Raw genomic sequence first — 26386 nt, 5'->3', positions numbered from 1 at the left:
GATGAGCTTCCGGAACATCTCGGCTTGGTCGATCCGCAACCCGGTCCCGTCGCTGGTCCTGTTCTTCATGCTGACGATGGCTGGCATCGTCAGCTTCACCCGGCTCGACGTCAACAACCAGCCTGACATCGATTTTCCGGTCGTCATCGTCGAAATCAGCCAGCCCGGCGCCGCGCCGACCGAACTCGAGACGCAGGTTACCCAGCGCGTCGAAGCCGCACTCCGCAGCCTCCAGGGAATCGACGAGATCGATTCGACCGTGACCGAAGGCCAGTCGGAAACCGTCGTCCAGCTCGCGATCGGCACGCCGATCGACCGCGCGGTCGAGGACGTCCGCTCGGCGGTCGCGCAGATCCGCAGCAACTTGCCCGACGGCATCCTCGAGCCGCAGATCATGCGCGCCAACACCACCGGCAACGATCTCGCGAGCTATGCCGCGATCAGCACCGACATGACGGTCGAGCAGCTCAGCTGGTACATCGACAACAACGTCGCGAAGGAACTGCTGTCGGTGCCCGGCCTTGCCGGCGTGCAACGCAACGGCGGCGTTGATCGCGAGATCCGCGTCATCCTCGATCCCGCGAAACTCTCCGCGCACGGTCTGACCGCGTCGCAAGTCAACCAGCAGTTGCGTCAGGTCAATCTCAACGCCGCGGGCGGCCGCGCGCAGCTGGCAGGATCCGAACAGTCGGTCCGCGTGCTCGGCAACGCACAGAGCGCGTACCAGCTTGGCCAGACGCAAATCGCCACCGGCCTCGGCCAGACGCTCAAGCTTGCCGACCTTGGCCGTGTGCAGGATTTGTACGCCGAGCAACGCTCGTCGTCCGCGCTCAACGGGCAGCAAGTGCTGTCGTTCGATTTCCAGCGCGCCAAGGGCGCGTCGGACGTCACCGTGTTCGAGGAAGCCGAGAAGAAGCTCGCCGCGCTCGAGGCACGCAACCCGAAGGTGCATTTCAAGCGCATCTCGGACTCGGTCAAATACACCAAGCAGCAATATGATTCGGCGATGGAAGCGATGGTCGAGGGCGCGTTGCTCGCGGTCGTCATCGTGTTCGTCTTCCTGCGCGACTGGCGCTCGACGATCATTTCCGCGCTCGCCATCCCGCTGTCGGCGATCCCGACCTTCTGGGTCATGGATTTGCTCGGCTTCACGCTCAACAACATGACGCTGATGGCGCTCAGCCTCGTTGCGGGCGTGCTGGTGGATGACGCGATCGTCGAGATCGAGAACATCGTCCGGCACATGCGCATGGGCAAATCCGCCTATCAGGCGTCGATCGACGCCGCCGACGAGATCGGCCTCGCGGTGCTCGCGACGACCATGGCGATCGTCGCGGTGTTCCTCCCGGTCGGCCTAATGCCGGGCATTTCCGGCCAGTTCTTCAAAAACTTCGGCCTGACCGTCGTGGCATCGGTGCTGATGAGCCTTGCGGTCGCGCGCCTCATCACGCCGATGCTCGCCGCCTATTTCCTCAAGGCGCATGGCGAGGCCTCGCATGGCGAGGGCTGGATCATGGATCGCTACATGGCGATCCTGCGCTGGACGCTGCTGCATCGCTGGTCGGCGATCCTTGCGGGTGCGGTCGCGTTCGGCGCGACGATCTATCTGTTCATGTCGATCCCGGCGACGTTCCAGCCGCTGCGTGACAGCGATTCGAGCACCGCGACGATCGAAATGGTGCCGGGCACGACGCTTGCCGAGACCAAGGCGGTCGTCGCGCAAGTCGCTGACATCCTGCAAAAGCAACCGAGCATCGAGTCGGTCTATTCCCGCGCCTTCGTCGGCAACGGTCGCGTCACCGCGATCTTCAAGCCGAAGGAAGAGCGCACGATGAAGAGCTACGATTTCGAACGTGCGCTCGCGCCGACGCTCCAGACGATCCCCGACGCGCGGGTCTCGTTCCGTTCGTCGAGCGGCTGGGGCAGCGCTGGCCGTGCGCTGACGATCACGCTCGGCAGCGACGATCCCAAGATCCTCGCCGAAACCGGTGCCAAGCTGGTCGAGGAGATGAGCAAGTTGCCCGATCTGGTCGCGCCCCGCATCAGCGGTGACCTCAAGCGGCCCGAGATCGTCATCACGCCGCACATGGACCTCGCCGCGAGCATGGGGGTGACCACCGCCGCCATGTCCAGTGCGATCCGGATCGCGACGCTGGGCGACATTGACCAGAACAGCGCGAAATTCTCCTTGTCCGACCGTCAGATACCGATCCGCGTCGCGCTCGACCAGGACTCGCGCCAGCGGCTGTCGACGATCCAGAACCTGCCGGTGCAGACTGCGAGCGGCGGATCGGTGCCGTTGAGCGTCGTCGCGGACATTGGCTTCGGGGCCGGGCCGACCAAGATCGAACGCGTCGCACAGCAGCGCCAGTTGACGATCGGTGCCGATCTCGCGCCCGGCGTCGTCAGCGGCACTGCGCAGAAGGAGATCCACAACCTTCCGCTGTTCAAGACGATGCCGATCGGGGTGAAGGAGCTCGTGCTGGGCGAGTCCAAGTGGCAGGAAGAGCTGATTCAGAACTTCATTATCGCGCTGGTTGCCGGCATTTTCCTGCTCTTTGCCGTCCTTGTGCTGCTGTATCGTCGCCTTTTGCCGCCGTTCATCAACATTATGTCGCTGCTTGTGGCGCCCCTCGGCGGATTGATCGGGCTTGCCGTCACCGGAACGCCGATTTCGATGCCAGTCTATATCGGGCTGATCATGCTGCTCGGGATCGTCGCCAAGAACTCGATCCTGCTGGTCGACTTTGCGCTCGAGGAAATGAACAAGGGCGTCGACGTCGTCACCGCGATCATCGATGCCGGGCACAAGCGCGCGCAGCCGATCGTGATGACCACCGTCGCGATGGTGATGGGGATGATGCCGACTGCGCTCGCGCTGACCGGCGACGGATCGTCGCGCGTGCCGATGGGGATCACCGTGATCGGCGGGCTGATCCTGTCGACCGTGCTGACGCTGCTGATCGTGCCCGCAAGCTTCAGCCTCGCGGTCGGGATCGAAAGCCGGGTCGGGCCGGTATTGCGGCGGCGCCTGCTCACCTATCGTCCCGGCGACGATGGCGGCCCGCTGATCGAACATCGTCCGCCGACCCCGCCGCAGCTGGGGCCGGGCGACCCCGGGCGGATTCCGTACCACCCCGGTGACGACAAGCCGCAGCCGGCCGAATAGGCGCCGTAGCCCCCCATTCCGCGGAAAAAACGTTGCTTGGGCGTATCGACGCTTGAACAATCCGCGGCTTGGGGGATTGGTCCCGTGATGCGACGTGTCCCCCCTCCCCGTGCGTTCGAGGCACCTCCGGCGGGGTTGGTGCGAATGCGCTGGATCGCCGGCGGGCTGCTCGTGGCGATGGCGATCACCTTTTTCGTGGCGCGCACGCTCTACGACCCGCGAACCCAGTTTGGCACGACAATGGGCTTCGTCCGTTCCTTTGCCGAGGCGGCAATGGTCGGCGGGCTAGCCGACTGGTTCGCGGTCACCGCGCTGTTCCGCCATCCGTTCGGCCTCCCCATCCCGCACACCGCGATCATCCCGCGCAACAAGGATCGCATCGGCACCACGCTCGCTGCCTTCCTGCGCGACAACTTCCTGATCCCGCGCGTCGTCGCGCGGCGGATGAACGGGCTGGACATTGCGGGCGCGGCGGGGCGCTGGCTCGCCAACCCGCCCGGTGGCGACGGGCGGCTGCGGCGGGGTGCGTCGCGGCTGGCCGCGCATATGCTCGAGGCGTTCGATCAGCAGCGGCTCGGCGGGATGGTCAAGGCCGGGATCGGGCAGCGCCTGCGCGCGCTCGATGCAGCGCCGCTGCTTGGCCAGGCGCTGACCGCGGCGATCGCGGAGGACCGCCACCTCCCGCTGCTCGACGGAATCGTGCGCTGGGCCGCGCGGGTGCTGGAGGCGAATGAGCATCTGGTCCGCGCAATGGTCAGCGAACGGTCGGGGTCCGTCATGCGCTGGACCGGGCTCGACGAAACGCTGGCGAACAAGATCATCGCCGGACTGAACGGGCTGCTTTCCGGAATTGCCGAGGACCCGGACCACCCACTGCGCGAAAAGGCGGAGGAAGGGCTCGCCACGCTCGCGCAGGATCTGATGCACGATCCGCGGATGCGCGAACGCGTCGCATCGGTGAAGGGCGAGATCATCGACAATCCCGCGATGCAACGCTGGCTCGACGGGCTATGGGAGCAGGCACGCACCGGCATGCTCAAGCTCGCGCGCGATCCCGATCGCGTGCTGGCGGGACCGGTCGGGGATGCGCTGCGCCAATTGGGCGGGACGCTCCAGACCGACCCGCGGTTGCGCCTGACGATCAACCGGTTCGTGCGGCGCGCGGTGGTCGGCCTTGCGGCGGACTATGGCGACGGGATCGTTCGCCTGGTGTCGGAAACGGTTCAGGGCTGGGACGCGCAGACGATCACGCGGCGGCTGGAGAATGCGGTCGGCAAGGACTTGCAATATATCCGCGTCAACGGAACGATCGTCGGCGGTCTGGTCGGTCTCGCGATCCACGCGATCGACACAGCCCTGTGACGCTCAACACGCCAGCGCTGCGTTACCGCTTCCAGTCCTCGACCGCCCACCCGCGCAGCGCGGCCATCGCGCGCAGCGGCGGATGCGGGTTCACCGCGATCCCGACGTCCGCCCATTCGAGCGCGGGTGCATCGGAAGCATGATCGGAATAGAACCGAATCACCGCGTCGTCGCGCGCGATCCCCTGCCCCGCCATCCATGCCTCGATCATGCGCAACTTGGCGGGACCGTAGCAATTCTCGCCGTCGATCCGAGCGCGGACTCGGCCATTCTCCCGCACCACGCCGGTGGCGATCACCGCGTCGAACCCGAGTTGCTCCGCGATCGCCTCGGCGTAAAACCCATACGACGCGGTCGCCATGACGATCCGGTAGCCCGCCGCGCGGTCCGCTGCGATCTGATCACGCGCGCCGGCATAAACCCCCGATTCGGCGACGGTTGCAGCGAAGCGATTCGCGGCACGCGTCGCGTCGGCTTCGGTCATGTTGCCACCGAGCAGCAAGCGCTGCGCAATTTCCTTCAACCGCGCACGGCCCATCAGGCGCAGCGTGTAGCCGAGCCCCGCCACTGCCACGATCGGGAACAGAGCAAGCCGCCACGGCGCATTTGCGCGCGCGGTGGCGACCAGGAATGGGGTCCAGGTCGGGGCGTAGGTAAGGGTCTTGTCCATGTCATAGACGGCAAGTTGGTGCATAGCGGCGTTCAAACCACACCAACGCTTGCCGATCCACCCCGATTGCAGCAAGGAAGGCGCGCATGACCGACACGGCCGCCTTCTCCCAAGACAGCGACACGGTACGCTTCACCGGCAGCCTCGTGCTCGCCCGGATCGGCGACCTGCCCGAACGCCTCCGCGATTCCACCGAAAAGGTCGCGCATGTCGACCTGAGTGGCGTCGACCGGATCGACACGGTCGGTGCCTGGGTCGTCCATCGATTCGCAGCGCAGCATCAGGCCGACATCATCGGGCTCGATGCGGACGGCGAACATCTGCTCGAACAGGTCGCCAAAGCCGACCAACCCGTCGCGATGCGGCCCGCCCCGGTCGGCAGCTTCCAGCGCGTGGTCGGCGAATTGGGCGATGCGGTGGTTCAGTCAGGTCAGACCCTGTACGGCCTGCTCGGCTTTTTCGGCGCGACGCTGATCGCCTTCTGGAATGTCGCGACTCACCCCCAACGCTTTCGCTTCAACGCGATCGTCCAGCGGTTCGAAGTCGTCGGCGTGACCGCGCTTGGCATCATCGGCCTGATGAGCTTCCTGATCGGGATCGTGATCGCACAGCAGGGCTCGGTCCAGTTGCAGCAATTCGGGTTCGAAGTGTTCACGATCAATCTGGTCGGGCGACTCACTTTGCGCGAACTCGGCGTGCTGATGACCGCGATCATGGTCGCGGGCCGGTCGGGCTCGGCGTTCGCCGCGCAATTGGGCACGATGAAGCTGACCGAGGAAATCGATGCGATGCGCACGATTGGTGTCTCACCGATGGAGGCGCTGGTGTTGCCGCGCGTGATCGCGTCGGTCGTGATGATGCCGCTGCTCGGCATGTACGCGTCGATCATCGCGATCGTCGGCGGCGGGCTGCTGTGCTGGATTTCGCTCGACATTCCCCCCGTAACCTTCGTCCAGCGCATCCGCGAAGTCGTGCCGGTCACCGATCTGTACGTCGGGCTGATCAAGGCGCCGTTCTTCGGGCTGATTATCGCGATGGCCGGATGTTTCCAGGGGATGCTGGTGGAGGGCGATGCCGAGCAAGTCGGCACGCGCACGACCGCCGCGGTGGTTCAGGCGATTTTCCTCGTGATCGTGCTCGACGCGTTCTTTGCGGTGTTCTTCACCTCGATCGGGTGGGTGTGATGGAAACCGGCAACGCAAAAGGCAAAGAGAACGACGACGTCATCGTGGTGCGCGATCTCGTCAACGGGTTCGGCGAACAGCTGGTCCACGACGGCGTCAACCTGTCGGTCCGGCGTGGCGAGATCATCGGCGTCGTCGGCGGGTCGGGTACGGGCAAGTCGGTGCTGATGCGGTCGATCATCGGGCTGCAGACGCCGAAATCGGGATCGATCGAGGTGTTCGGCGAATCCACGCTCAATCGCGAGACGACCGAGCTGGCCGACCTGACGAAGCGCTGGGGCGTGCTGTTTCAGGGCGGTGCCCTGTTCTCGACGCTGACCGTGGCGGAGAACGTTCAGGTCCCGCTGCGCGAATTCTATCCGGGGCTCGACCCTGCGCTGCTCGACGAGATCGCCGCTTACAAGGTGGTGATGACTGGCCTTCCCGCTGATGCCGGTCCTAAATATCCGTCCGAACTGTCGGGTGGGATGCGCAAACGCGCAGGACTCGCGCGCGCGCTGGCGATGGACCCCGAACTGCTGTTCCTCGACGAACCGACCGCCGGGCTCGACCCGATCGGGGCGGCGGCGTTCGATGAACTCACCCGGTCGCTTCAAAAGACGCTGGGCCTGACGGTCTTCCTCATCACGCACGATCTGGATACGCTCTATGCGATCTGTGATCGGATTGCGGTGCTGGCGGACAAGAAGGTGATCGCGGTCGGGACGATCGACGAACTCCTCGCGCTGGACCATCCGTGGATCCAGGAATATTTCAAGGGCCCGCGCGGCCGGGCCGCAGTGGCGACACTGGAGCGCAACGAACATGCTGACGCTGCAGCGGAAGGGCAATAGCTGATGGAAACCCGCTCGAACCATGTGCTGGTCGGCTCGGTCGTGCTCATCCTGCTGACGGTGATGCTGCTGTTCCTGGTCTGGATCCTGCGCTGGGGCACCGCCACCGACAAGGAATATGACATCTTCTTCAAGCAGTCGGTCGACGGCCTGGCGAAGGGGTCGGGCGTCGCCTTCTCGGGCGTCGTGTCCGGGCAGGTCAAGGAAATCGCGCTGTGGAAGCCCGATCCCTCGCTCGTCCGCGTCCGCATCAGCGTCAACCCCGACACGCCAATCCTGATCGGCACGACGGCCTCGTTGCAGGGCAGCTTCACCGGCACCAGCACGGTCCAGCTCGATGGCGCGGTCAAGGGTGCGCCGCCGATCACCTGCCCGGCCGAGAACCCGCTCGCGGATTGCCCCAACGGCGTACCCACGATCCCGACCAAGCCGGGTGGCCTCGGCGCGTTGCTGAGCTCGGCGCCGCAATTGCTCGAGCGGATCTCGACACTGACCGAGCGGCTGTCGGACATGCTTTCCGACAAGAACCAGCAGTCGATCCAGGGCATCCTCGCCAACACCAACCGCCTGAGCGCGGCGCTGGCAGACCGGGGTCCTGAAATCGCGGCGACGCTGGCAGAGACGCGGCTTGCGATCCAGAAGGCGGGCGTTGCCGCCCAGCAGATCGGGCAGTTGGCGGATACGACCAACGGCGTGCTCAAAGACGACGTCAAGCCGGTGATGGCCAACCTCAACAAGACGATCGCCTCGGCGCAGCATAGTGCCGAGACGCTCGATGCGGCGATCGGCGATGCGCGCCCGGGGCTCCAGGCCTTCTCGAAGCAGACGATCCCCGAGGTCGGCCAGCTCGTTCACGACCTGCGGCAGATGTCGATGGCGCTCACCTCGGTCGCCGAAAAGGTCGATCGTGGCGGCGCGGGGGCGCTGGTCGGCCAATCGAAGCTGCCTGATTACAAGCCCGGAAAGGGACAGTGACCATGATCCGTTCGACCTCGAAATCGCTGCTCGCCGTGGCCGCGCTGGCCTCGCTGTCCGGCTGCATCAGCTTTGGCGCCAAGCCGCCGCCCTTCCTGATGACGCTGACCTCCGCGAACACGCTGCCGGTCAACCAGACGCAGTCGTCGAGCACGTCGCCGACGATCACGATCCAGGTCCCCGCCGTCGCGCAGTCGATCTCGGGCGTGCGCGTACCGGTGCAATCCAGCACGACGACGATCGCCTATGTCGCCAACGCGCAATGGGTCGAGCCGCCGTCGCGGATGTTCGCACGGCTGTTGTCGGATACGCTTCCGCCACGCACCGGGCGAATCGTGTTGAGCAGCGCGCAATCCTTCTCGGATCCGGGCGCGGTGTTGTCGGGGGAATTGCGGTCGTTCGGCGTGGATGCGGGCACCAACATGGCGATCGTCTCCTTTGACGGATCCCTGATCCGCAGCACTGGCAAGGTCGTCGAGAAGCGCCGTTTCGAAGCGCGTGTGCCGGTCAGCAAGATCGAGGCGGGTCCGGTTGGCGCTGCGCTCAACACAGCGGCCAATCAGGTTGCGGTCGAAGTGGCGGACTGGGTCGGGCGCTAACGAAGCGCCGTCCCCTTACCCGGTCGGCGTCATTTTCCGTACCGGACCCATCAGGTTGCACAGGTCCGCCGTCCCCGCCGGGACGGTGAAGAACGGCAGCCCGCGATTGGCGCGCGCCTCCAGCGTGGCGGTGAAGGCGGGTGTCCCGGGGCGCAGGAATTCATACGCGACCTGCTCGGCGGGCGGCAGGTCCGCCGCGATCGTGATCCGCTTGATCGGCACGCGCATCTTCGGGTCCTCGTACAGGCCCAGCCCCCCGCCAGTCCCGCGCGGCAACGCCGACAGCGCCCCCATCCCGTCGATCACCCGTCCGACCACCGCAATGTTGCGATCGAGATGCCGCGGCGCATGGCCGATCACGGTGTACAGGTCCCCGCCCGTCCCCGTATCGGGCGCAAGATCGCGCGCGACGCCGACCATGCCGTAGCAATGCGGCAGCCATTGGCGCTTGCCATCCCCCGCCAGCGGCCAGCCGCTCGCGCTGAACCCGGTCCGCGACGCATAGGCATCGCGGAACGGATTGGCCACGATCTGGCCATGCGCGCCCCACGCCCACTCATATTCCGCCGGGGGTCGCCGGGTGATCCCGGCGGCGGGGGGCTTCTTCTCGGTCGCATCGCCCCATTGGGTGACGTAATTGTCCTGGACGCGGTACACCGTCGCATCGCTCCACCAGCCGCTACGCGCGATGATGCGGATGTTCGCGACGTGCACCGGCGCATATTCAGGCGCGAGCCAGATCACGCTGCGCTGCCCGTCGGCAAAATCAATCAGCAGCAGATCCTCGGGCTTGATCGCCCCCCATGCCGCAGCGGGCGCCGCCGCGGCGATCTGCGTCGCGGTCGGTTTTGACGGTGCGGGCACGGCCTGGGCCGCGGCGGTTATCGACAGGAGATGGGGAAACAGGATCATTTCGGCATGGTGACATGCGCGTCCGCCGCAGCGCAATCCCCGCTGATTTGCGCGACGTCGATCGGCACGCTTGCACAGCCGCCGCCGACCCTCTAGGGCCACGCATCTGTCCAGGACATGCGGAGCGGTGGCCGAGTGGTCGAAGGCGCTCGCCTGGAAAGTGAGTATACGTCAAAAGCGTATCGAGGGTTCGAATCCCTCCCGCTCCGCCACTTGCCTTCTGCGTCCAAGGCGCCTCTTCGAGATTTATCCCGCGTCGCCATTCGCTTGCCCACTCGAGGCATGGTTCGCGGGGAGATGCGCGCCCGTGCGGGGGGCATGAAGGCAACAGACCTGTACCGGCAGCACGGGATCAGCGACGCGACGGGCAGTATCGATCGCGACGCGAAAATACGAAGAATACGGGCGTTCAGCTTCCGCTGGATCAGCGAATCCTATATTAAACTGGTATGACGACGAATGTACCGCCCGTAAGCCGACACGCTCCCTCGCATTCCGGACTACGAGGGCCCCGCAACACAGCCGGTCCAACCATGGTAGAGCATGCGTATCAGCACCTGCTGGCGATGCTGATGAGCCTCGAGATTGCCCCCGGAGAGCGGATCGCGATCGACGCCGTGGCGCGACAGCTCGGCATTTCGCAAACGCCGATCCGCGAGGCGCTGAGCCAACTCGAGGCGGAGAAGCTCGTCACCAAATTGCCCAACGTGGGCTACCGCGCGAGTGCGCAAATGTCGCGGGAGGACGTTCGCGACCTCTACACGCTGCGCCAGCTCATCGAACCCTATGCGGCAGCGCGCGCGGCGCAAGCAATGACCGACGAGTCGATCGCGATCCTTGAGGCAGTCGGTCGCGACATGTCGAGCATCGCCGACGGGGATGCGCATGCCTATTCCCGATTTGCCGAGGCGGATGCGACGCTCCACCGGCTGATTGCAACCGGCAGCGGCAACCGGTTGATCGCGGAGACGATCGAACGGCTGCACGCGCATCTCCATATTTTCCGTGCCCTCTATCACACCAACGCGCCGCAAGAGGCTGCGGCTGAGCATCGTTTGATCATCGATGCGCTGGTTGCACACGATCCCGGTGCGGCTGAGCAGGCGGTGCGACGACATCTGGAATGTTCGCAGCAACGCATGGATCGGGTACTCGCCGCGACCGACGAATAACGTCGAGGACAGGTCCCGGTAAGCACCTCACTACGCTTGACACCACCGAACCTACAACCTACTCAAATCCTATAGGATATGAATGGGAGAGGCGATCGATGCTGCAACGGCGGCGAGATCCATCAAAGCGAAGAGCAGCAAGCGTTGGTCTGGCCATGTCCGCGCTGCTCCTTGCGGGTAGCGCGCACGCGCAAACCGTGGTGCTCGAGCATTTCACGCTGATCGACGGGACCGGGCGCGCACCGGTCACGGATCAGTCGCTGGTCCTGGTCGACGGCCGGATCCGCTGGGTCGGCCCGGCGGCCAAAGCGCCCGCCCCCAAGTCTGCGACGACCGAAGATCTTCGTGGCAAATATCTGATGCCCGGGATCATCGACAGCCACGTCCACCTTGGGCTGGTCGATGGCGTCGACCAGAATTACGCGAAATATTATAATCGCGCGAATATCGAACGACAGCTCCACCTGTACGCCGCTTATGGCGTCACGTCGGTCTATACGCTCGGCACCGACGGCGATGCGATCCACGACGTCATCGCCGACCAGCGGCGCATCGGGCGGATCGACATGGCGCGCGCCTATACCGCGGGCCGCGGAGTGGTGTTCAAGGGGAGCTATGGCGGCGTACCCGGGCTCGACCAGATGGTCGCGACCCCCGCCGAAGCGAGCGCCATGGTGACGCGCGAAGTCGCAAAAGGCGACGACTTCATCAAGCTGTGGATGGACGACGAATTTTCGACGATCGCCGAACGCATGCCCTACGCGATGAGCAAGGCGGTGATCGATACCGCGCACAAGGCGGGCAAGAAGACCGCCGGGCACATCTTCTATTATGACAATGCCGCCGAACTGACGCGCGAGGGCATCGACGTCTTCATGCACCAGATCCGCGACCGCACCGCCGGGCCCGAACTGTCGCGCACGATGAAGGCGCGGGGGACGTGGCAGCTTGCCTCCACGCTCAGCCGCGAGGCGTCGTTCACCTATACGCTGCTCCCGTTCGTCGACGATCCGTTCTTTGCACGCGGAGTCGCGCCGACGACGATCGCCGCGCTCAAGGCACCTGCGCGGCAGCAGAAGCTCGGCAGTTCGCCACTCTTTCCCAAATACCCAGCGGCGTTCAGCAACGCGATGGCGAACTTCGCGACGCAAGCGAAGAATGGCGTCGCCTACGGCATGGGCACGGACAGTGGGCCGTCCGCGCGCTTCCCCGGCTATTTCGCGCATTGGGAACTCGAGCTGATGGTCAAGGCGGGCGTCACCCCGCTCCAGGCGCTCACCGCGGCGACCGGCACCAATGCCAAGTTCCTCGGCACGACGCAGACCGGCACGATCGAAAAGGGCAAATGGGCCGACCTGCTGGTGCTCGATCGTGATCCGGTCGCGGATATCCGCAACACCCGCGCGATCAACGCGGTCTATATCGCAGGCCGCAAGGTTCCGACGATCTGGCAGACTTGCATCGGGCGCGCAGCGGATGCCTGCGGGCCAGCGGTTCAATGACCGGCGCCCGGGCCGCGATCCTCGGCTCCGTCGGCACGCGTCTCAAGGCCAGCCGCACGCGGTATCTCGTGCTGGCGTGCGTCGTCGCCGCGTATTTCATCACCTATCTCGATCGCGTGCTGCTGTCCGTGGCAACGCCGTTCATCGAGAAGGAGTTCTCCTTCGACACGATCACGATGGGCTGGGTGCTGTTCAGCTACAGCATTGCCTACGCGTTGTTCCAGATCCCCGGCGGCTGGTTCGGGGACAAGGTGGGGCCACGCACCGCGCTGACCTGCGTGGTGGTCTGGTGGTCGGCGCTGACCGCGCTGACGACCCTGTCCTGGTCGGCGACATCGATGGCCGTCTTCCTGTTTCTGATCGGCATGGGCGAAGCGGGCTCCTTCCCGATCGCCAACCGCGCGCTGTCGCGCTGGATGCTGCCGTCGGAGCGCGCGATCGCGCAGGGTACGACGCACGCCGGCTCCCGTTCGGCAGCGGCGATCACACCGGTAGTGGTGGTGGCGCTGATCGGCATGTCGTCGCTCGGTTGGCGGCTGCCGTTCCTGATCTTCGCCGCGGTCGGCATCCTGTGGGCGATCGGCTGGTATGCCTTCTATCGCAACACGCCCGGCGAACACGCGCGGGTCAACGAAGCCGAGCTGGCCAGGATCACCGACGCGCTCGGCCCGTTCAAGACCGGCAAACGCGCGGTGCCGTGGAAGCAGATCCTGTCGAACCGGCAGATGTGGCTGCTGGCCGCGATGTACTTCTGCTACGCCTATGACATCGGCACCTTCCTCAGCTGGTTTCCGAAATATCTCAATGCCGCGCGCGGGATCGAGCTCGCCAAGCTCGGCCTTTTCGCGAGCCTGCCGTTCGTCGCTGGCCTGATCGGCGACATTTCGGGCGGCGTGCTGTCGGATACATTGCTCAAGCGGACCGGCGACGTGAAGTTCGCGCGGCGCGCCGTCCTCGCCGGAGGCTTTTTCGTCTCTTCGATCGCGGTGCTGTTTGCGGCGTATACCGAAGCCCCCGAGGTAAGCATCGCCTGGTTTGCGCTCGCGCTGTTCGCGCTTGAACTGACGGTGGGCGTATCGTGGGCGGTGACGCTCGACGTCGGCGGCGAATTTGCCGGCTCGGTCTCTGCGGTGATGAATACCACCGGCAACATCGGCGCGGCGATCGCGGTCGCGCTGACCGCGTGGCTGGCGACCCACTACGGCTGGGCCTCGGCCTTCGCGGTCATTGCCGGGCTCGCGCTCGTCGCCTGCCTGCTGTCGTTCACGATCGACGCGTCCAAGCCAATGTATCGGCTTGCGGAGGAACCTGCATGATGCCGCGTCCGTACCGACGGATGTTTCCAGCATCCTTCGGTCTCGCCCTCGCCGCGCTGGCAGGCGCGATGCCGGTGTCGCCGAGCGTTGCCGCCCCCGCGGCGGGCGATGCGGTCAAGGGCAAGGCGGTGTTCGCACGCTGTGCCGCGTGCCACCGGGTCGACCCGGCGGCGACCGGCGGGATCGGACCGAACCTCTCCGGCGTTCACGGCCGCCGCGCGGGCACGCTCCCCGGCTATCCCTACTCGCCCGCGATGAAGGCGTCGGGGCTCAAGTGGGACGACGCCACGCTTTCGCGATACCTGTCGGCGCCGACCAAGGTCGTGCCCGGCACCAAGATGATGGCCCCCCCGGTCGGCGATCCGCAGGATCGCGCCAACGTCATCGCATATCTCAAAACAGCAGGCGGCACGAAAAAGTGAACGACACCCCCCCCATGTTCGGCGCGCTGCGGCTTCCGCGGAGCATTTTATTCGGGCGCGGCCAGCGTGCCGCGCTCGGCTCGACGACCGCACGGGTCGGTCGGCGCGCGTTGCTGTGCACCGACGAACGCCAGGCGGCGCAACCCGAGTTCGCCGCGATGCTCGCCGATCTCGCGGCGCATGGCGTCGAAACGCCACGTCTTCGACGGCACGATCCCCGATCTGCCGTTGCAGTCGATCGACACCTGTATCGACCAGGTCCGCGCGTTCGCGCCCGATGTGGTCATCGGCGTCGGCGGCGGCAGCTCGATCGACCTGGCCAAGGTCGTTGCGGTGCTGCTGACGCATGGCGGCAGCGTGCGCGATTATTATGGCGAGTTCGCGGTGCCCGGCCCGGTCATCCCGCTGATCGCGATCCCGACCACGTCGGGTACCGGATCCGAAGTGACTCCGGTTGCGGTCGTCGCCGACGAAGAGCGCGGCGCGAAGGTCGGGATCGCAAGCCCGCATCTGATCCCGCAAGTCGCGATTTGCGACCCCGAGCTGACGGTCACCTGCCCCCCCGCGTTGACCGCCTTCTCGGGATCGGACGCGCTGACCCACGCGGTCGAGGCGTTCACGACGCTCGCACGGCCAATCGACGCGATGCTGACCGAGGAGCATGTGTTCGTCGGCAAGAACGTGCTGTCCGACCATATGGCGAAACTCGCGGTCACCAACGTCTTTAAATATCTCGAACGCGCGTATCGCGACGGCAGCGATATCGAGGCGCGCGAGGGGATCATGCTCGCCTCACTCGCGGCGGGGTGCGCTTTCGGCACGGCGGGGACTGCGGCGGCCCATGCGCTGCAATATCCGGTCGGCAATCTGACGCATACCGCGCACGGGCTCGGCGTCGCGACGCTGCTGCCGTTCGTCATGCAGTTCAACCGCCCGGCGTGCGCGCCCGCGTTCGCCGAGCTTGCCGAACTGATCGGGCTGACGGGCGAAGACGAAGCAGCCCGGTCGCAAGCGTTCATCGACGCGGTCGCCGACCTGTTCGCGCGGATCGACATTCCACTCTCGCTCGAAGCGCTAGGGCTGCGTGCAGACCAGCAGGATTTCGTCGCCGAACATTCGCTCGATGCGGCGCGGCTGATCAAGAACAACCCGCGCCCGCTCGACCTGCCCGCCATGACCACCATTACCCGCGCGGCGTTCGCGGGCGACCGTGCGTCGCTCGTCGCTGCTTGAGATCAGGATTTCCGCATGACCTCGCTTAGCTATACGCCCCCCGCCGCCGGCAACCGCCCGGCCCCGTTCGCGATCCCGACCGGATTGCTGATCGGCGACGCCTGGGTCGATTCCGCCACCGCCGCGCGGATCGACATCATCAATCCGTCGACCGGCGAGACGCTGACCGCGGTCGCCGATGGCAGCGTCGCCGAAGGCATTGCCGCGGTCGACGCGGCGTCTGCCGCCGCCGCGGGCTGGGCGGCGACACCGCCGCGCAAACGCGCCGACATCCTGCTCGCTTGTTTCCATGCGATGATGGCCGAGCAGGAATGGCTCGCACAGCTGATCTCGCTCGAAAACGGCAAGGCGCTGAGCGATGCGCGCGGCGAAGTCGCTTATGCCGCCGAATTCTTCCGCTGGTATGCCGAGGAAGCCGTGCGCATCACCGGCGAGATGGGGATCGCCCCCGGCGGCGCGAACCGCATCCTCGTGCAGTACCAGCCGATCGGCGTCGCACTGTTGATCACGCCGTGGAATTTCCCCGCGGCGATGGCGACCCGCAAGATCGCCCCTGCGCTCGCTGCGGGCTGTACCTGCATCCTCAAGCCTGCCGAGGAAACCCCGCTGACCGCCCTTGCGGTGGCGGAGATCATGCGCCGCGCGGGCGTTCCGGCAGGCGTCATCAACGTCCTCAACGCCAGCGACCCCGGCCCGATATGCAGCGCGATCCTCAACGATTCGCGCGTCCGCAAACTCTCGTTCACCGGATCGACCGAAGTCGGGCGGATCCTCCTGCGCGAAGCGGCGAACACCGTGGTCAGCGCTTCTATGGAACTCGGCGGCAACGCGCCGTTCCTCGTGTTCGACGATGCCGATCTCGACGCGGCGATCGAGGGCGCGATGGTCGCCAAGATGCGCAACGCGGGCGAAGCCTGCACCGCCGCCAACCGCTTCTACGTCCAGCGCGGGATCCACGACCGGTTCGTCGAGAAGCTCGTTGCGCGGATGGGCGCGATGACGGTCGGCGCGGGGTGCGACGCCGCGACGCAGTGCGGCGCGATGATCAACCAGGCATCGATCGACAAGATCGAGCGGCTGGTCGCGGACGCCGTCACCAAGGGCGCGGACGTCCGGCTCGGCGGCAAGACGCTGGAGCGCGAAGGGTTCTTCTATCCGCCATCGGTGATCGCCAACGTCCAGCCGGGGTCGGACATTCTCGAGGACGAAGTGTTCGGTCCGGTCGCCGCGATCATCCCGTTCGACGACCCCGAAGACGCGATCCGGTTGGCGAATGCCACGGAATATGGTCTGGCGGCCTATGTCTATTCGGAAGACCTGAAAAAGGCGCTGCAGATCGCCGAGCGGATCGAATGCGGGATGGTCGCGGTCAATCGCGGGCTGGTCTCGGATGCGGCGGCGCCGTTCGGCGGCATGAAACAAAGCGGTCTTGGACGCGAGGGATCGCATCACGGACTGATCGAATATTGCGAGATCAAGTACATCGCCGTCAGCTGGTAAGAGCCGGATACAGGCTCATCGCTGAATTGGGATGATTGGAGAGGAAACACGCGCGATGTGGGATATATCTCGACGCAGACTCTTGGGCGGCACTGCCGCGACCGTCGTCGCGGCAGGGTTCGGCACCCCCACGCTCGCCTTTGCGCCGTTGCAGGCCCCGCAGCCCGCCCAAGACGACGGCAAGGACACCGAATGGCGGCATTACGCCGCCGACCAGGCCAATACGCGCTATTCGCCGCTCGCGCAGATCACCGCGGAGAACTTCTCGGACCTCGAAGTCGCGTGGAGTTTCAAGACCGACGTGCTCGGCGCACGCAAGGAATTCCAGTTCGAGCCGACGCCGTTGCTGATCAAGGGACGGCTGTACCTGCCCGCAGGATCGCGCCGCGATTGTATCGCGATCGACGCCGCGACGGGCGAATTGCTGTGGATGCACCGGCTCGACGAGGGGCAGCGCGCGCTCAACTCGCCGCGGCAATTGTCGGGGCATGGCGTGTCCTACTGGACCGACGGGACGCTCGAACGGATTCTGTATGTCACGACTGGCTATCAGCTCGTGTCGCTCGATGCCGCGACGGGAATCCCCGACCCGGCGTTCGGGACCAACGGGATCGTCGACCTCAAACGCGACTTCGACCAGGAGCTCGATGTCGAGACCGCGGATGTCGGATTGCACGCCACCCCGCTGATCGCGCGCAACACGGTCGTCGTCGGTGCGGCACACAGCGCGGGCGACGTGCCGACGGTGCGCAAGAACGTCAAAGGCTATGTCCGCGGGTTCGACGTGCGCACCGGCAAGCGCAAGTGGATCTTCCACACGATCCCGCGGAAGGGCGAGTTCGGCTACGACAGCTGGATCAACGGCGACGCGGACGAAGCGGGCAATGCCGGCGTATGGGCGGAAATGTCCGCCGACGAGGGGCTCGGGCTGGTCTATGTGCCTGTAGAATTGCCGACCGGGGACGAGATGGGGATGTTCCGCCGCGGCAATGCGCTGTTCGGGGAGTCGCTCGTCGCGCTCGACCTGGAGACGGGGGTGCGCAAATGGCATTACCAGTTCGTCCATCACGGCCTGTGGGACCGCGACATCCCGTGTGCCCCGATCCTGTGCGACATTCCGGTCAGGGGCCGCATGGTCAAGGCGCTCGCGCAGCCGACCAAGCAGGCGTTCCTCTATGTGCTCGACCGCGAGACGGGAAAGCCGATCTGGCCGATCTCGGAACGCAAAGTCGAGGCGGGGGACGTTCCCGGCGAATGGTACGCGCCGACGCAACCGTTCCCGTCCAAGCCGCCTGCGTATGACGTGCAGGGCGTCACGATCGACGATCTGATCGACTTCACGCCAGAGCTGCGCGCCGAGGCAGTGGAATTCGTCAAGAATTACAAGATCGGGCCGCTCTATACGCCGCCTGTCGTGAGCAAGCCGGGGCGCTGGGGGACGATTACAAACCCCGGCATCCAGGGCGGGACCAACTGGCCGGGCGGCTGCTACGATCCTGAAACGCACATCGTCTACGTCTATTCGAAGAACCAGCCGAGCGTGATCGGGATCGTCCCCAACGCCAACGACAAGGTTTCGCAGTTTCCGCAAATCCACGGCATTGCGGGTGCCACACCACGACCGCAGACGAACATGGGCGCAGCGGGTGGCGGCGGCTATGGCGGGATGCTCGGCCCCGACGGCCCGCCTCCCGGCGTACCGCGTCCCGGCGGACAACCCGGCGGCGGACCCGGCGGTCGCCCCGGCGGAAGCCTTCCTCCCGGGTTCCTTGCGATCAAGGGATTGCCGCTGCTCAAGCCGCCGTACGGCCGGATCACCGCGATCGATCTCACCAAGGGCGATCTCAAATGGCAGGTCGCGCACGGCGAGACCCCCGACAACATCCGCAACCACCCCGCGCTCAAGGGACTCAAGATCCCGCGCACCGGTCGGGCAGGCAATCTCGGGCCGCTACTGACCAAGACATTGGTGATTTGTGGCGAGGCCGGGTTCTACACGAATGAATATGGCATCCGCGGCGCGATGCTGCGCGCGTATGACAAGGCGACTGGCGAGGAAAAGGGGGCCGTCTACATGCCCGCCCCGCAAAGCGGCTCGCCAATGACCTATCGCCTTGAAGGAAAACAATATATTGTCGTAGCAACCGGCGGTGGCAACACCAGCGCCGAGCTAATCGCGTACCGTCTTCCAGGAAAAGCATGATGGCCCAGTTCAAGATGACCACGACCGGGATGATCGCTGTCGCCAGCATGATTGCGTTTGGCGGAGCGGTCGCGACGCGCGCGCAAACGGCGGAGAAGACCGTCTGGACGGGTGCTTATACGGCGGAGCAGGCGACTCGCGGCAAGGCGGCCTATGCGGAGAGCTGCGCGGCCTGCCACGGCGAAAGCCTTGCCGGGATCGACGTTGCGCCTGCGCTGACCGGCGCCGGCTTTCTCAACAACTGGAACAATACCTCGGCGGGCGATCTGTTTACCCGGATCAAGACGACGATGCCACTCAGTGCGCCGGGCAGCCTGAGCGGGCGCACGGTGTCGGATATCGAGGCTTATGTTTTACAGTCGAACGGCTTTCCCGCCGGCGAGGTCGCGTTGCCACCCGCTGCGCCGATGATGTCCAACGTCAAGATCATCGCGCAGAAGCCCGCCTGATCGGACCCCGACGGACCGGTGACGCTCAGTCGCCGGTCCAGTCGGGGACGCGCTTGGTCCGTGCGAGAAAATCGCCGACACCCCTCCGGAAATCCGCGCTGCCATAGACCTGGTCGATCAGATCCTCGATCGCGGGCAGATCCGCGTGGGTCATGCGACGGATCGTTTCCTTGGTGACGCGCGTCGTCAGCGGCGCATTCTCGATCGCGCGAGCACACAGTGCCGCAACTTCAGCGTCGATCGCATCGCGCTCTACGATCTGGAGCAGGAAGCCGCTGTCGAGCAATTGCTCCGCAGTTAGAAACTGGCCGAGCAATACCATCCGCTTGGCGAACTGCACCCCGACCGCAGCCCCGATCCGCGCGACGCTCGCCGCCGACAGGCAATTGCCGATCGTCCGCCCAATCGGCGAGCCGAACCGCGCATCGCTGGTGGCGATGCGGAAGTCGCAGGCGGACGAGATATTGAGCCCCCCGCCGACCGCCCAGCCCTCGACGATCGCGATCGTGGTGCAGGGGATCGCATCCACCGCCGCCATGCATTCGTCGATTTCGCGCTCATAGGCGACGCCCTGCGCGCCCGTGGTGAAGTCCGCAAACTTGCTGATGTCGGTGCCCGAGATGAACGCCTTCCCCCCAACCCCGCGGAACGTCGCGACACGGATTGCCGGGTCCGCCGCAATCGCGCGTGCGGCATCACGCAGCGCGATCCACATTTCGCCGGTCAGCGCATTGTGCGCGGACGGATTGTCGAACCGGATATGCGCGGCATGACCGTCGCGCTCGAACAGAAGCTGTGCCGCGCTCATTCCGCCGTCTCCGGCTCGGCGGCAAGCAACCCGCGCTCGACCAGTTCGCGCCGGATCTCCGCGCTATGTTCGTTGATCAGCGGTGGCGGCAGGCGAACTTCCTGCGGCGTGCCGCGCATCTTGACCGGAAAGCCGAGCGCCTTGAATTGACCCTCGACCGGATGCGGGATCATCTGGACCATGTCGCGCGCGATCGCCTGTTCGCTCTCGACCGCCTCGCCGTAATCGAGGATCGGCGCGGCGGGCACGCCCGCTTCGAGCAATGCGTCGATCCATTCCTGCTTGGTCCGCGTCAGGAAGGTCGGCGCGAGATCCTCGATCAGCACCAGCCGGTTGGCGACGCGGTTGGCGTTGTTGGCATAGCGCGGATCATCCTGCAGCTCGGCGCGCCCGATCACCGCGATGAACTTGAGCCACAATCCCTGATTCGCCGCGCCGATCACGAACCAGCCGTCCGACGCGAGCACCGCCTGATACGGCGCGGACATCCGATTGGCCGAACCGATCGGCGTCGGCGACTTGCCCGTGCCCCACAATTCGGTCGTTTCCCAGATCGACAGGCCCATCGCGGCCTCGAGCAGCGACGCATCGATATATTGCCCCTGCCCCGAGGTCTGCCGCCCGATCACAGCACTGAGGATCCCGTAAACCGAGAACAGCCCCGCCCCGAGATCAGCGACCGCGATCGAATTCTTGGCGGGCTCCATGCCCGGAAAACCGTTGGAGCTGAGCACGCCCGACATCGCCTGCGCGATCAGGTCGAACCCGGGACGCTGCGCCCAGGGCCCGGTCTGGCCGAACCCCGAGATGCTCGCGTAGATCAGTCGCGGGTTGATCGCCGCGAGGGTGTCGTAATCGATGCCAAGCCGCTTCGACACGCCGGGACGCGCATTCTCGACGACGATGTCGGCGGTCTTGACCAGCGCGTAGAGCACCTCGCGGTCGGCATCGTCCTTGAGATCGAGCGTGATGCTGCGCTTGTTGCGGTTGAGCGCCAGGAAACCCGGGCTGTCCTCGCCCTTCAGGCGGAACCCCATGGAATGCCGCGTCGAATCGCCGACGCGCGGGGGTTCGATCTTGATCACGTCCGCGCCCATGTCGCCAAGCAGCATGCAGCAGAACGGTCCGGCCATGACCTGCGATATGTCGAGTACACGCAGACCCGCGAGCGGCAAGTTTGGCATCCGGTTTTCTCCCCTTGAAACTCGCCTTTAGCCGACGAACGCTCCGGATCATATTGTATATGATCCGACAGGTTGCTAGCATCCTCCCATAATCGAAACAATGCACGCTGCCAAAATTGCTGGTGGACGCGCATGATAGGAGAGATTGCCTTGAACCACCGGACCGTGCGACGATCATCCCGTGTCGGCATTGCCGCGACACTGCTGGCGTTGCCACTAGCCGCAGCGATCGGGCAAAGCGGGGGCGGGAAGAGCGCAACCGACTGGGCAAGCTACGGACGCGACGAGGGGCATGCGCGCAATTCCCCGCTGACCGAGATCACCCCGGCGAACGTCGCGCAGCTGCAACCTGCGTGGACGTATCACATGCGCCCCGCAGGAACGACGGGCGAGACGATCCCGATGCCCGACGGCGTACCGCAGAAGTTTCGCACCGGCTTCTCCGCGTCCGAAGCGACGCCGGTGGTGGTCGATAGCGTGATGTATCTCGCGACCCCGTATCGTCGCGTCGTCGCGCTGGATGCGGCGACGGGCAAGGAACTGTGGGTGTTCCCGCTCCCGGCCAACGACCAGCCGTCGACTCGCGGCGTCGCCTATTGGCCGGGGAGCAAGGGCATCGCGCCGCGCGTCGTGTTCGGCGGACGCGCGGGCAAACTGTACGCGCTCGACGCCAAGACCGGGAAACCGGCCGTGGGCTTCGGCACCGAGGGCGCGATCACCATGAAAACCCCCGAGGTGATGAACGGCACGCGCGCGCCGCTCGGTATGAGCGGGCCGCCTGCGATCTATCGCAACCTCATCATCACCGGATCGCGCGTCCAAGAAATGCCGACCAAGGGCGCGGCAGGCGACGTGCGCGCCTGGGATGCCGCCACCGGCAAGCTCGTCTGGACCTTCCATTCGATCCCGCAGCCGGGCGAAGCCAATTTCGGAACGTGGGACGGCGAGAGCTGGAAGGGGCGTTCAGGGGTCAATGCCTGGACCTTCGTCGTCGTCGACGACAAGCGCGGCATCGCCTATCTCCCGCTCGGCGCGCCGACATTCGATCGCTGGGGCGGGGACCGCAAGGGCAAGAACCTATACGGCAATTCGATCGTCGCGGTGGACGCCAAGACGGGCAAGTATCTCTGGCATTTCCAGACGGTGCATCACGACATCTGGGATGTCGACGTGCCAGTCGCGACGCTGGTCGACATCAAGCGTGGCGGGCGGACGATCCCGGCGATCGTGGTGATGAACAAGATGTCGATCATGTTCATCCTTGACCGCGTCACCGGCAAACCGGTGTTCGACGTGCGCGAAGTCCCGGTGCCGACCGATACCGACGTTCCCGGCGAACAGCCGTGGCCGACGCAGCCGATGCCCGCCAAGCCCGCGCCGCTGACGCGGCTGAGCTGGAACGCGGACGAGATCGTTGACGGACCGCCTGCACTGCGCGCGGCGTGCGAGAAGATGGTCAAGGATCTGACGATCGTCCCCAGCAAGATGTTCCAGCCGCTGCGCGCGGACTCGTCGGTCAACTTCTTCCCCGGAAGCCTCGGCGGGAGTGATTGGGGCGGCGGGTCGTTCGATCCTTCAACCGGGCTGTACGTCATCAACCTCAACCAGCTCGCGAGCCCGCAACAGCTCGCGCAGCAGCCCGACGGCAGTTGGGGAATGAAGCGCGGCTATGCCTATTTCAGCGATCCCGAGAGCGGAATCCCGTGCCACAAGGGCAAGGCGGGCGAGCTCGTCGCGGTGTCGGTCGCGACCGGCGAGGTCGCGTGGCGGACGACGCTCGGCAGCAATGCCGATCCCGCGCTCAAGGATGTCGGCGTGCTCAGCGCGGGCGGGCCGATCACGACGGCGAGCGGCGTAACCTTCATCGGCGGGACGCGCGACGCGATGTTCCGCGCGTTCGAGACGCGCACCGGCAAGCCGCTGTGGACGACGACGCTGCCCGCCTCGAGCTACAGCACGCCGATGACCTACCGCCCGCGCGGCGGCAAGCAAATGGTCGCGGTCGTCGCGACCGGCGGGTTCGCATTCCAACCGGCGACGAGCGACGCGGTCGTCGCTTATTCGCTTCCATGAGGTGTACGATGGCGTTCGGCAAAGTGCTTCTTTCGGGGGCGGTCGTCGCCTTCTTAGCGGCGGTGCTGCCTGCCGCTTGGGCGGTTCAGGCGCCGCCCGCGCCCCCAACCGCCCCGCCGACCGCCCCGCCGCCCGCCTTGCCCCCCGGCCCGGGGCTGGTGCTGATCAACGAGCGCTGCGGGTTCTGCCACGCGACAACGCAGGCGACCGGGGTGCGCAAGACGCGCGCGAACTGGGAGGCGGTCATGCAATCGATGGTCGACCGCGGTGCCGAGCTGACGCCAGAGGAACAGGCGGTGGTGACCGACTATCTGGCGACCAACAACGCGCCGGTTGAAACCGCCGGCGCGGCACCGGCGGGAACCAGCACACCCTGACGGCTTCACATCCGTCGTCCCGGCACGACCAGGTCAGCGCATCCGTATCAACCGCTACCGCGCATAGCGCGGCAGCACGCCCGCGACCTTGGTGCGCAACCGATAAACGCTCGTCGAGGCGGTAATGTACAGCGTCCGACCATCCCCGGCGAACGCAAGGTTCGCCGCGACTTCAGGCAGCCGGATCTGGCCGAGCACCTTGCCCTGCGGGGTGATGATCCGGATCCCGCCCGGCCCGGTCGCCCACAGATTACCGCGCGTATCGACCTTCATGCCGTCCGCGCCACCCTCTCCGCCGTCGGGCATGGCGATCACGGTGCGCCGCGCGCCAAGCTTGCCGCCCGCCGCGACGGGATAGGCGTAGATCGTGTTGACCGCATAATCGCTGACGTAGAGCGTCGCCCCATCAGGCGAAAAGGCGATCCCGTTGGGCAGTGCAAGATCGTTAATGACGGGCGTCAGCGTGCCGCCGGCGTAGCGCCACACTGCGTTATACGGCAGCTCCTTCGCGGGATCCTTGTTCATGCCATTGAACAGCCCGAACGGCGGATCGGTGAACCACAAAGCCCCGTCGCGCGCGAAGACGAGGTCGTTGGGGCTGTTGAGCCGCTTGCCGCGATAACGATCGACCACGCCGGTCACGCGCATCGCGGAATCGACCCGCGCGATCCGCCGTGCGCCCATCTGCGCCATCAGCACGCTGCCGTCCTTGTCGGGCGTCATGCCGTTCGGCCCGATGTTCTTGCCCGGCGGGGGATTGGGCAGGCCGCCGGCATTGGCGATCAACTGCTCGACCTTGCCCGCCGCGTCGACCGCGCGCATCCGGTCCCCCGCGACATCCGAGAACCACAGTCGCCCCTTATGCCAGAGCGGGCCTTCGGTGAAGGTGAAGCCAGTCGCGACGCGCTCGACCTCAGCAGTCGGCGCGATCAGCGCGTCGAGTGCGGGATCGACCCGCTCGACCTGCGGCGCATTGGTCTGCGCGGTCGCACCGACCGCGACGGTCAGCGCCAGCACAGCCACGGTGCGCCGCGCGAAAATCGACACGCGCATCATACCGCGTCGGTCAGCAGGACGAGATAGTCCTTGTTGAGCACCGTATCCTCGATCAGCGGCCAGACCTGCTGGTGGATCGCCGACTTGACCCAGACCTGGCGCTGCGCCTCGCTCTGATAGGTGAGCTGGAAGCGATAGTTGATCCCCGCTGCGGGCGCCGGACCGCCCTGAATGACGGTGCGCAGCTTGAGCATCTTGAGATCGAGAAAGCCGCGTCCGCGAAAGCTTTCCGCCGCCGGGCGGAAGCGGGTGTGGAACGCAGCAAGCATTTCCTTCTCGCGCGCCGGATCGATCGCAAGGTCGCAATAGAGCACGATCGCCTTACCGCCAGCGGCGGCACGCGGCGATTGCGCGACAGCGATCGCCGGGATCGTCGCGCTGGCGCCGGTCGCGCCGAGCAGTTTGAGCAAAGTCCTGCGGTGCATGTCTCTTCCCTTCGTAAATATGGAGGTTAGCGGCGCGGCGTGGTCGCGGCGGCGTAGGCAGCCTTGGCGGCCTGATCGCGCGCGATTCCGATCACCATGAACTCGAGCGGCGCGGCGCCACGCTGGCGGATCGCGCGCGGCTGATCGACGTCGACCGGGACCGCGTCGCCGGTGCGGACGGGAACGGCTTCCCCGGCGATCGTCATCTCGCCTTCGCCGCCGACGACATAATAGACTTCGCTCATCCCGGCCTTCGTCGCGCTGCCGACCGAGGCGCCGGGCGGAACCAGCAGGTGATCGACAAAGCTCCACGGTGTCGCAAACACGCTCGGCTGCAGCGCGCGGCGATACAGCACCGCGCCCTGCCCGCCGTCCATCGCCTGCATCGGGCGCAACAAAGCGCGGTCGAGCCGCATGCTGATGAACTGCGGCACCGGATCGATCGCCGCGCCGACGCGTGAATCGCCGAGGTCGAACGTGTCGTAGCGCTTGGTCATCCCGACATTGACGTTGAGCCATTGCAGCGGGCGGTCGCCCGCATTGTAGATGGCGTGCGCATGCCCCATCCGGTCGGGCACCGCCGCCGGACCGGCGAGCGTCGACGTACGCCCGTCGATCGTGAACTGCGCGTCGCCGTCGAGGATGACGAACATCTCCTCGCACTGGTTGTGGAAATGCTGCCCGATCCCGCTCCTGGGCGCGATTTCGCCGCGGTGGATGAAGATCAGGTTGGTGCTCAGCGCGTCGGTGCCGAGCAGCGGCGCGAACGCCATGCCCCCCGCGCCGGAATGGACTGCGGTCAGCTTGCGGAACTTGGCGGGATCGGTGTGGCCGACCTTGTCCGCCACCGGACCCGCAAACGCGGCGGTCCCGATCGTGCCGATAAGCACCGTCGCGATCGTCCAGCCCCAGCGTGAGATGCGCATCGCCAACCCTCCCCAATCCTGTCCGCCGGTGTCTGA

General features: G+C 65.9%; 24 protein-coding genes and 1 tRNA gene. 17 read left to right on the top strand and 8 right to left on the bottom strand.

The window, feature by feature from the left end:
• Window position 1 precedes the first annotated feature (1 nt).
• Together ABIC16_RS05650 and ABIC16_RS05645 are read left to right on the top strand one after the other, a co-directional pair.
• Window positions 2-3169 (top strand): efflux RND transporter permease subunit, encoded by a 3168-nt coding sequence (locus ABIC16_RS05650; protein WP_277970188.1) that lies wholly within the window; start codon window positions 2-4, stop codon window positions 3167-3169.
• A gap of 87 nt (window positions 3170-3256) precedes the next feature.
• The gene (locus ABIC16_RS05645; protein ID WP_354292265.1) at window positions 3257-4531 is read left to right on the top strand and encodes a DUF445 domain-containing protein; all 1275 of its coding nucleotides are present in this window, start codon (window positions 3257-3259) and stop codon (window positions 4529-4531) included.
• A gap of 22 nt (window positions 4532-4553) precedes the next feature.
• On the opposite strand, the gene ABIC16_RS05640 is transcribed toward ABIC16_RS05645, so the two are convergent.
• Window positions 4554-5225 (bottom strand): HAD family hydrolase, encoded by a 672-nt coding sequence (locus ABIC16_RS05640; protein WP_277970187.1) that lies wholly within the window; start codon window positions 5223-5225, stop codon window positions 4554-4556.
• Window positions 5226-5287: 62 nt separating this feature from the next.
• On the opposite strand from ABIC16_RS05640, the gene ABIC16_RS05635 reads away from it, so the two are divergent.
• From ABIC16_RS05635 to ABIC16_RS05620, 4 genes are read left to right on the top strand one after another with little or no spacing between them, the layout of a single operon-like run.
• Complete coding sequence (locus ABIC16_RS05635) at window positions 5288-6385, top strand: ABC transporter permease (protein WP_277970186.1); 1098 nt, start codon at window positions 5288-5290, stop codon at window positions 6383-6385.
• Entirely contained in the window at window positions 6385-7218 is an 834-nt protein-coding gene (locus ABIC16_RS05630) for an ABC transporter ATP-binding protein (protein WP_277970185.1), read from the top strand. The genes ABIC16_RS05635 and ABIC16_RS05630 overlap by 1 nt, the downstream gene beginning before the upstream one ends.
• Window positions 7219-7221: 3 nt before the next feature.
• A complete protein-coding gene (locus ABIC16_RS05625) occupies window positions 7222-8193 on the top strand; it encodes an MlaD family protein (protein ID WP_277970184.1) in 972 nt (323 codons plus the stop codon).
• The gene (locus ABIC16_RS05620) at window positions 8190-8792 is read left to right on the top strand and encodes an ABC-type transport auxiliary lipoprotein family protein (protein ID WP_277970183.1); all 603 of its coding nucleotides are present in this window, start codon (window positions 8190-8192) and stop codon (window positions 8790-8792) included. Before ABIC16_RS05625 ends, ABIC16_RS05620 begins: the two co-directional genes overlap by 4 nt.
• A gap of 15 nt (window positions 8793-8807) precedes the next feature.
• Here the strand turns inward: ABIC16_RS05620 and ABIC16_RS05615 are convergent, their stop codons facing one another.
• Window positions 8808-9704 (bottom strand): peptidylprolyl isomerase, encoded by an 897-nt coding sequence (locus ABIC16_RS05615; RefSeq protein ID WP_354290366.1) that lies wholly within the window; start codon window positions 9702-9704, stop codon window positions 8808-8810.
• A 121-nt stretch (window positions 9705-9825) separates the two neighbouring features.
• Between ABIC16_RS05615 and ABIC16_RS05610 the strand changes: the two genes are divergently transcribed.
• The 5 genes from ABIC16_RS05610 to ABIC16_RS05590 all read left to right on the top strand — a co-directional run bounded on the left by ABIC16_RS05610 (window position 9826) and on the right by ABIC16_RS05590 (window position 14116).
• Window positions 9826-9916, top strand: a tRNA-Ser gene (locus ABIC16_RS05610).
• A 321-nt stretch (window positions 9917-10237) separates the two neighbouring features.
• Window positions 10238-10876, top strand: a complete 639-nt coding sequence (locus ABIC16_RS05605) for a GntR family transcriptional regulator (protein ID WP_354290365.1) — start codon at window positions 10238-10240, stop codon at window positions 10874-10876.
• A 155-nt stretch (window positions 10877-11031) separates the two neighbouring features.
• Complete coding sequence (locus ABIC16_RS05600) at window positions 11032-12378, top strand: amidohydrolase family protein (RefSeq protein WP_354290364.1); 1347 nt, start codon at window positions 11032-11034, stop codon at window positions 12376-12378.
• The gene (locus ABIC16_RS05595; protein ID WP_354290363.1) at window positions 12375-13694 is read left to right on the top strand and encodes an MFS transporter; all 1320 of its coding nucleotides are present in this window, start codon (window positions 12375-12377) and stop codon (window positions 13692-13694) included. Before ABIC16_RS05600 ends, ABIC16_RS05595 begins: the two co-directional genes overlap by 4 nt.
• Entirely contained in the window at window positions 13691-14116 is a 426-nt protein-coding gene (locus ABIC16_RS05590) for a c-type cytochrome (RefSeq protein ID WP_354290362.1), read from the top strand. Before ABIC16_RS05595 ends, ABIC16_RS05590 begins: the two co-directional genes overlap by 4 nt.
• A 47-nt stretch (window positions 14117-14163) precedes the next feature.
• On the opposite strand, the gene ABIC16_RS05585 is transcribed toward ABIC16_RS05590, so the two are convergent.
• A complete protein-coding gene (locus tag ABIC16_RS05585; protein ID WP_354290361.1) occupies window positions 14164-14298 on the bottom strand; it encodes a hypothetical protein in 135 nt (44 codons plus the stop codon).
• On the opposite strand from ABIC16_RS05585, the gene ABIC16_RS05580 reads away from it, so the two are divergent.
• Genes ABIC16_RS05580 through ABIC16_RS05565 form a run of 4 tightly spaced genes read left to right on the top strand, consistent with a single transcriptional unit; the run spans window position 14297 to window position 19501 of the window.
• Window positions 14297-15349 (top strand): iron-containing alcohol dehydrogenase, encoded by a 1053-nt coding sequence (locus ABIC16_RS05580; RefSeq protein WP_354290360.1) that lies wholly within the window; start codon window positions 14297-14299, stop codon window positions 15347-15349. The genes ABIC16_RS05585 and ABIC16_RS05580 overlap by 2 nt on opposite strands.
• Before the next feature lie 15 nt (window positions 15350-15364).
• Window positions 15365-16849 carry an NAD-dependent succinate-semialdehyde dehydrogenase gene (locus ABIC16_RS05575; RefSeq protein WP_354290359.1) on the top strand — a complete coding sequence of 495 codons (1485 nt, stop codon included), beginning with the start codon at window positions 15365-15367 and terminating at the stop codon, window positions 16847-16849.
• Window positions 16850-16904: 55 nt separating this feature from the next.
• Window positions 16905-19052 carry an outer membrane protein assembly factor BamB family protein gene (locus tag ABIC16_RS05570; protein WP_354290358.1) on the top strand — a complete coding sequence of 716 codons (2148 nt, stop codon included), beginning with the start codon at window positions 16905-16907 and terminating at the stop codon, window positions 19050-19052.
• A complete protein-coding gene (locus tag ABIC16_RS05565; RefSeq protein ID WP_354290357.1) occupies window positions 19049-19501 on the top strand; it encodes a c-type cytochrome in 453 nt (150 codons plus the stop codon). The genes ABIC16_RS05570 and ABIC16_RS05565 overlap by 4 nt, the downstream gene beginning before the upstream one ends.
• A 25-nt stretch (window positions 19502-19526) precedes the next feature.
• Here ABIC16_RS05565 and ABIC16_RS05560 read toward each other — a convergent pair whose 3' ends face one another.
• Window positions 19527-20309, bottom strand: coding sequence for an enoyl-CoA hydratase (locus ABIC16_RS05560; RefSeq protein ID WP_354290356.1), 783 nt, complete (start codon window positions 20307-20309; stop codon window positions 19527-19529).
• Window positions 20306-21493, bottom strand: coding sequence for a CaiB/BaiF CoA transferase family protein (locus ABIC16_RS05555; RefSeq protein ID WP_354290355.1), 1188 nt, complete (start codon window positions 21491-21493; stop codon window positions 20306-20308). Before ABIC16_RS05555 ends, ABIC16_RS05560 begins: the two co-directional genes overlap by 4 nt.
• A gap of 150 nt (window positions 21494-21643) precedes the next feature.
• On the opposite strand from ABIC16_RS05555, the gene ABIC16_RS05550 reads away from it, so the two are divergent.
• Window positions 21644-23566 (top strand): outer membrane protein assembly factor BamB family protein, encoded by a 1923-nt coding sequence (locus ABIC16_RS05550; protein WP_354290354.1) that lies wholly within the window; start codon window positions 21644-21646, stop codon window positions 23564-23566.
• Between the two features lie 8 nt (window positions 23567-23574).
• Window positions 23575-23943, top strand: a complete 369-nt coding sequence (locus tag ABIC16_RS05545) for a hypothetical protein (protein ID WP_354290353.1) — start codon at window positions 23575-23577, stop codon at window positions 23941-23943.
• A gap of 54 nt (window positions 23944-23997) precedes the next feature.
• Here ABIC16_RS05545 and ABIC16_RS05540 read toward each other — a convergent pair whose 3' ends face one another.
• The 3 genes from ABIC16_RS05540 to ABIC16_RS05530 are packed head-to-tail and all read right to left on the bottom strand — an operon-like array spanning window position 23998 to window position 26350.
• Window positions 23998-24996 (bottom strand): SMP-30/gluconolactonase/LRE family protein, encoded by a 999-nt coding sequence (locus ABIC16_RS05540; RefSeq protein WP_354290352.1) that lies wholly within the window; start codon window positions 24994-24996, stop codon window positions 23998-24000.
• Window positions 24996-25424 carry a hypothetical protein gene (locus ABIC16_RS05535; RefSeq protein WP_354290351.1) on the bottom strand — a complete coding sequence of 143 codons (429 nt, stop codon included), beginning with the start codon at window positions 25422-25424 and terminating at the stop codon, window positions 24996-24998. Before ABIC16_RS05535 ends, ABIC16_RS05540 begins: the two co-directional genes overlap by 1 nt.
• Before the next feature lie 26 nt (window positions 25425-25450).
• Window positions 25451-26350: a cupin domain-containing protein gene (locus ABIC16_RS05530; RefSeq protein ID WP_354290350.1), complete on the bottom strand. Its 900-nt coding sequence runs from the start codon at window positions 26348-26350 to the stop codon at window positions 25451-25453.
• Between the last annotated feature and the right edge of the window lie 36 nt (window positions 26351-26386).

This window comes from Sphingomonas sp. PvP055, from assembly GCF_040546365.1.
GTDB lineage: Bacteria > Pseudomonadota > Alphaproteobacteria > Sphingomonadales > Sphingomonadaceae > Sphingomonas > Sphingomonas echinoides_A.
This window is presented reverse-complemented; position numbering and strand designations above follow the sequence as displayed.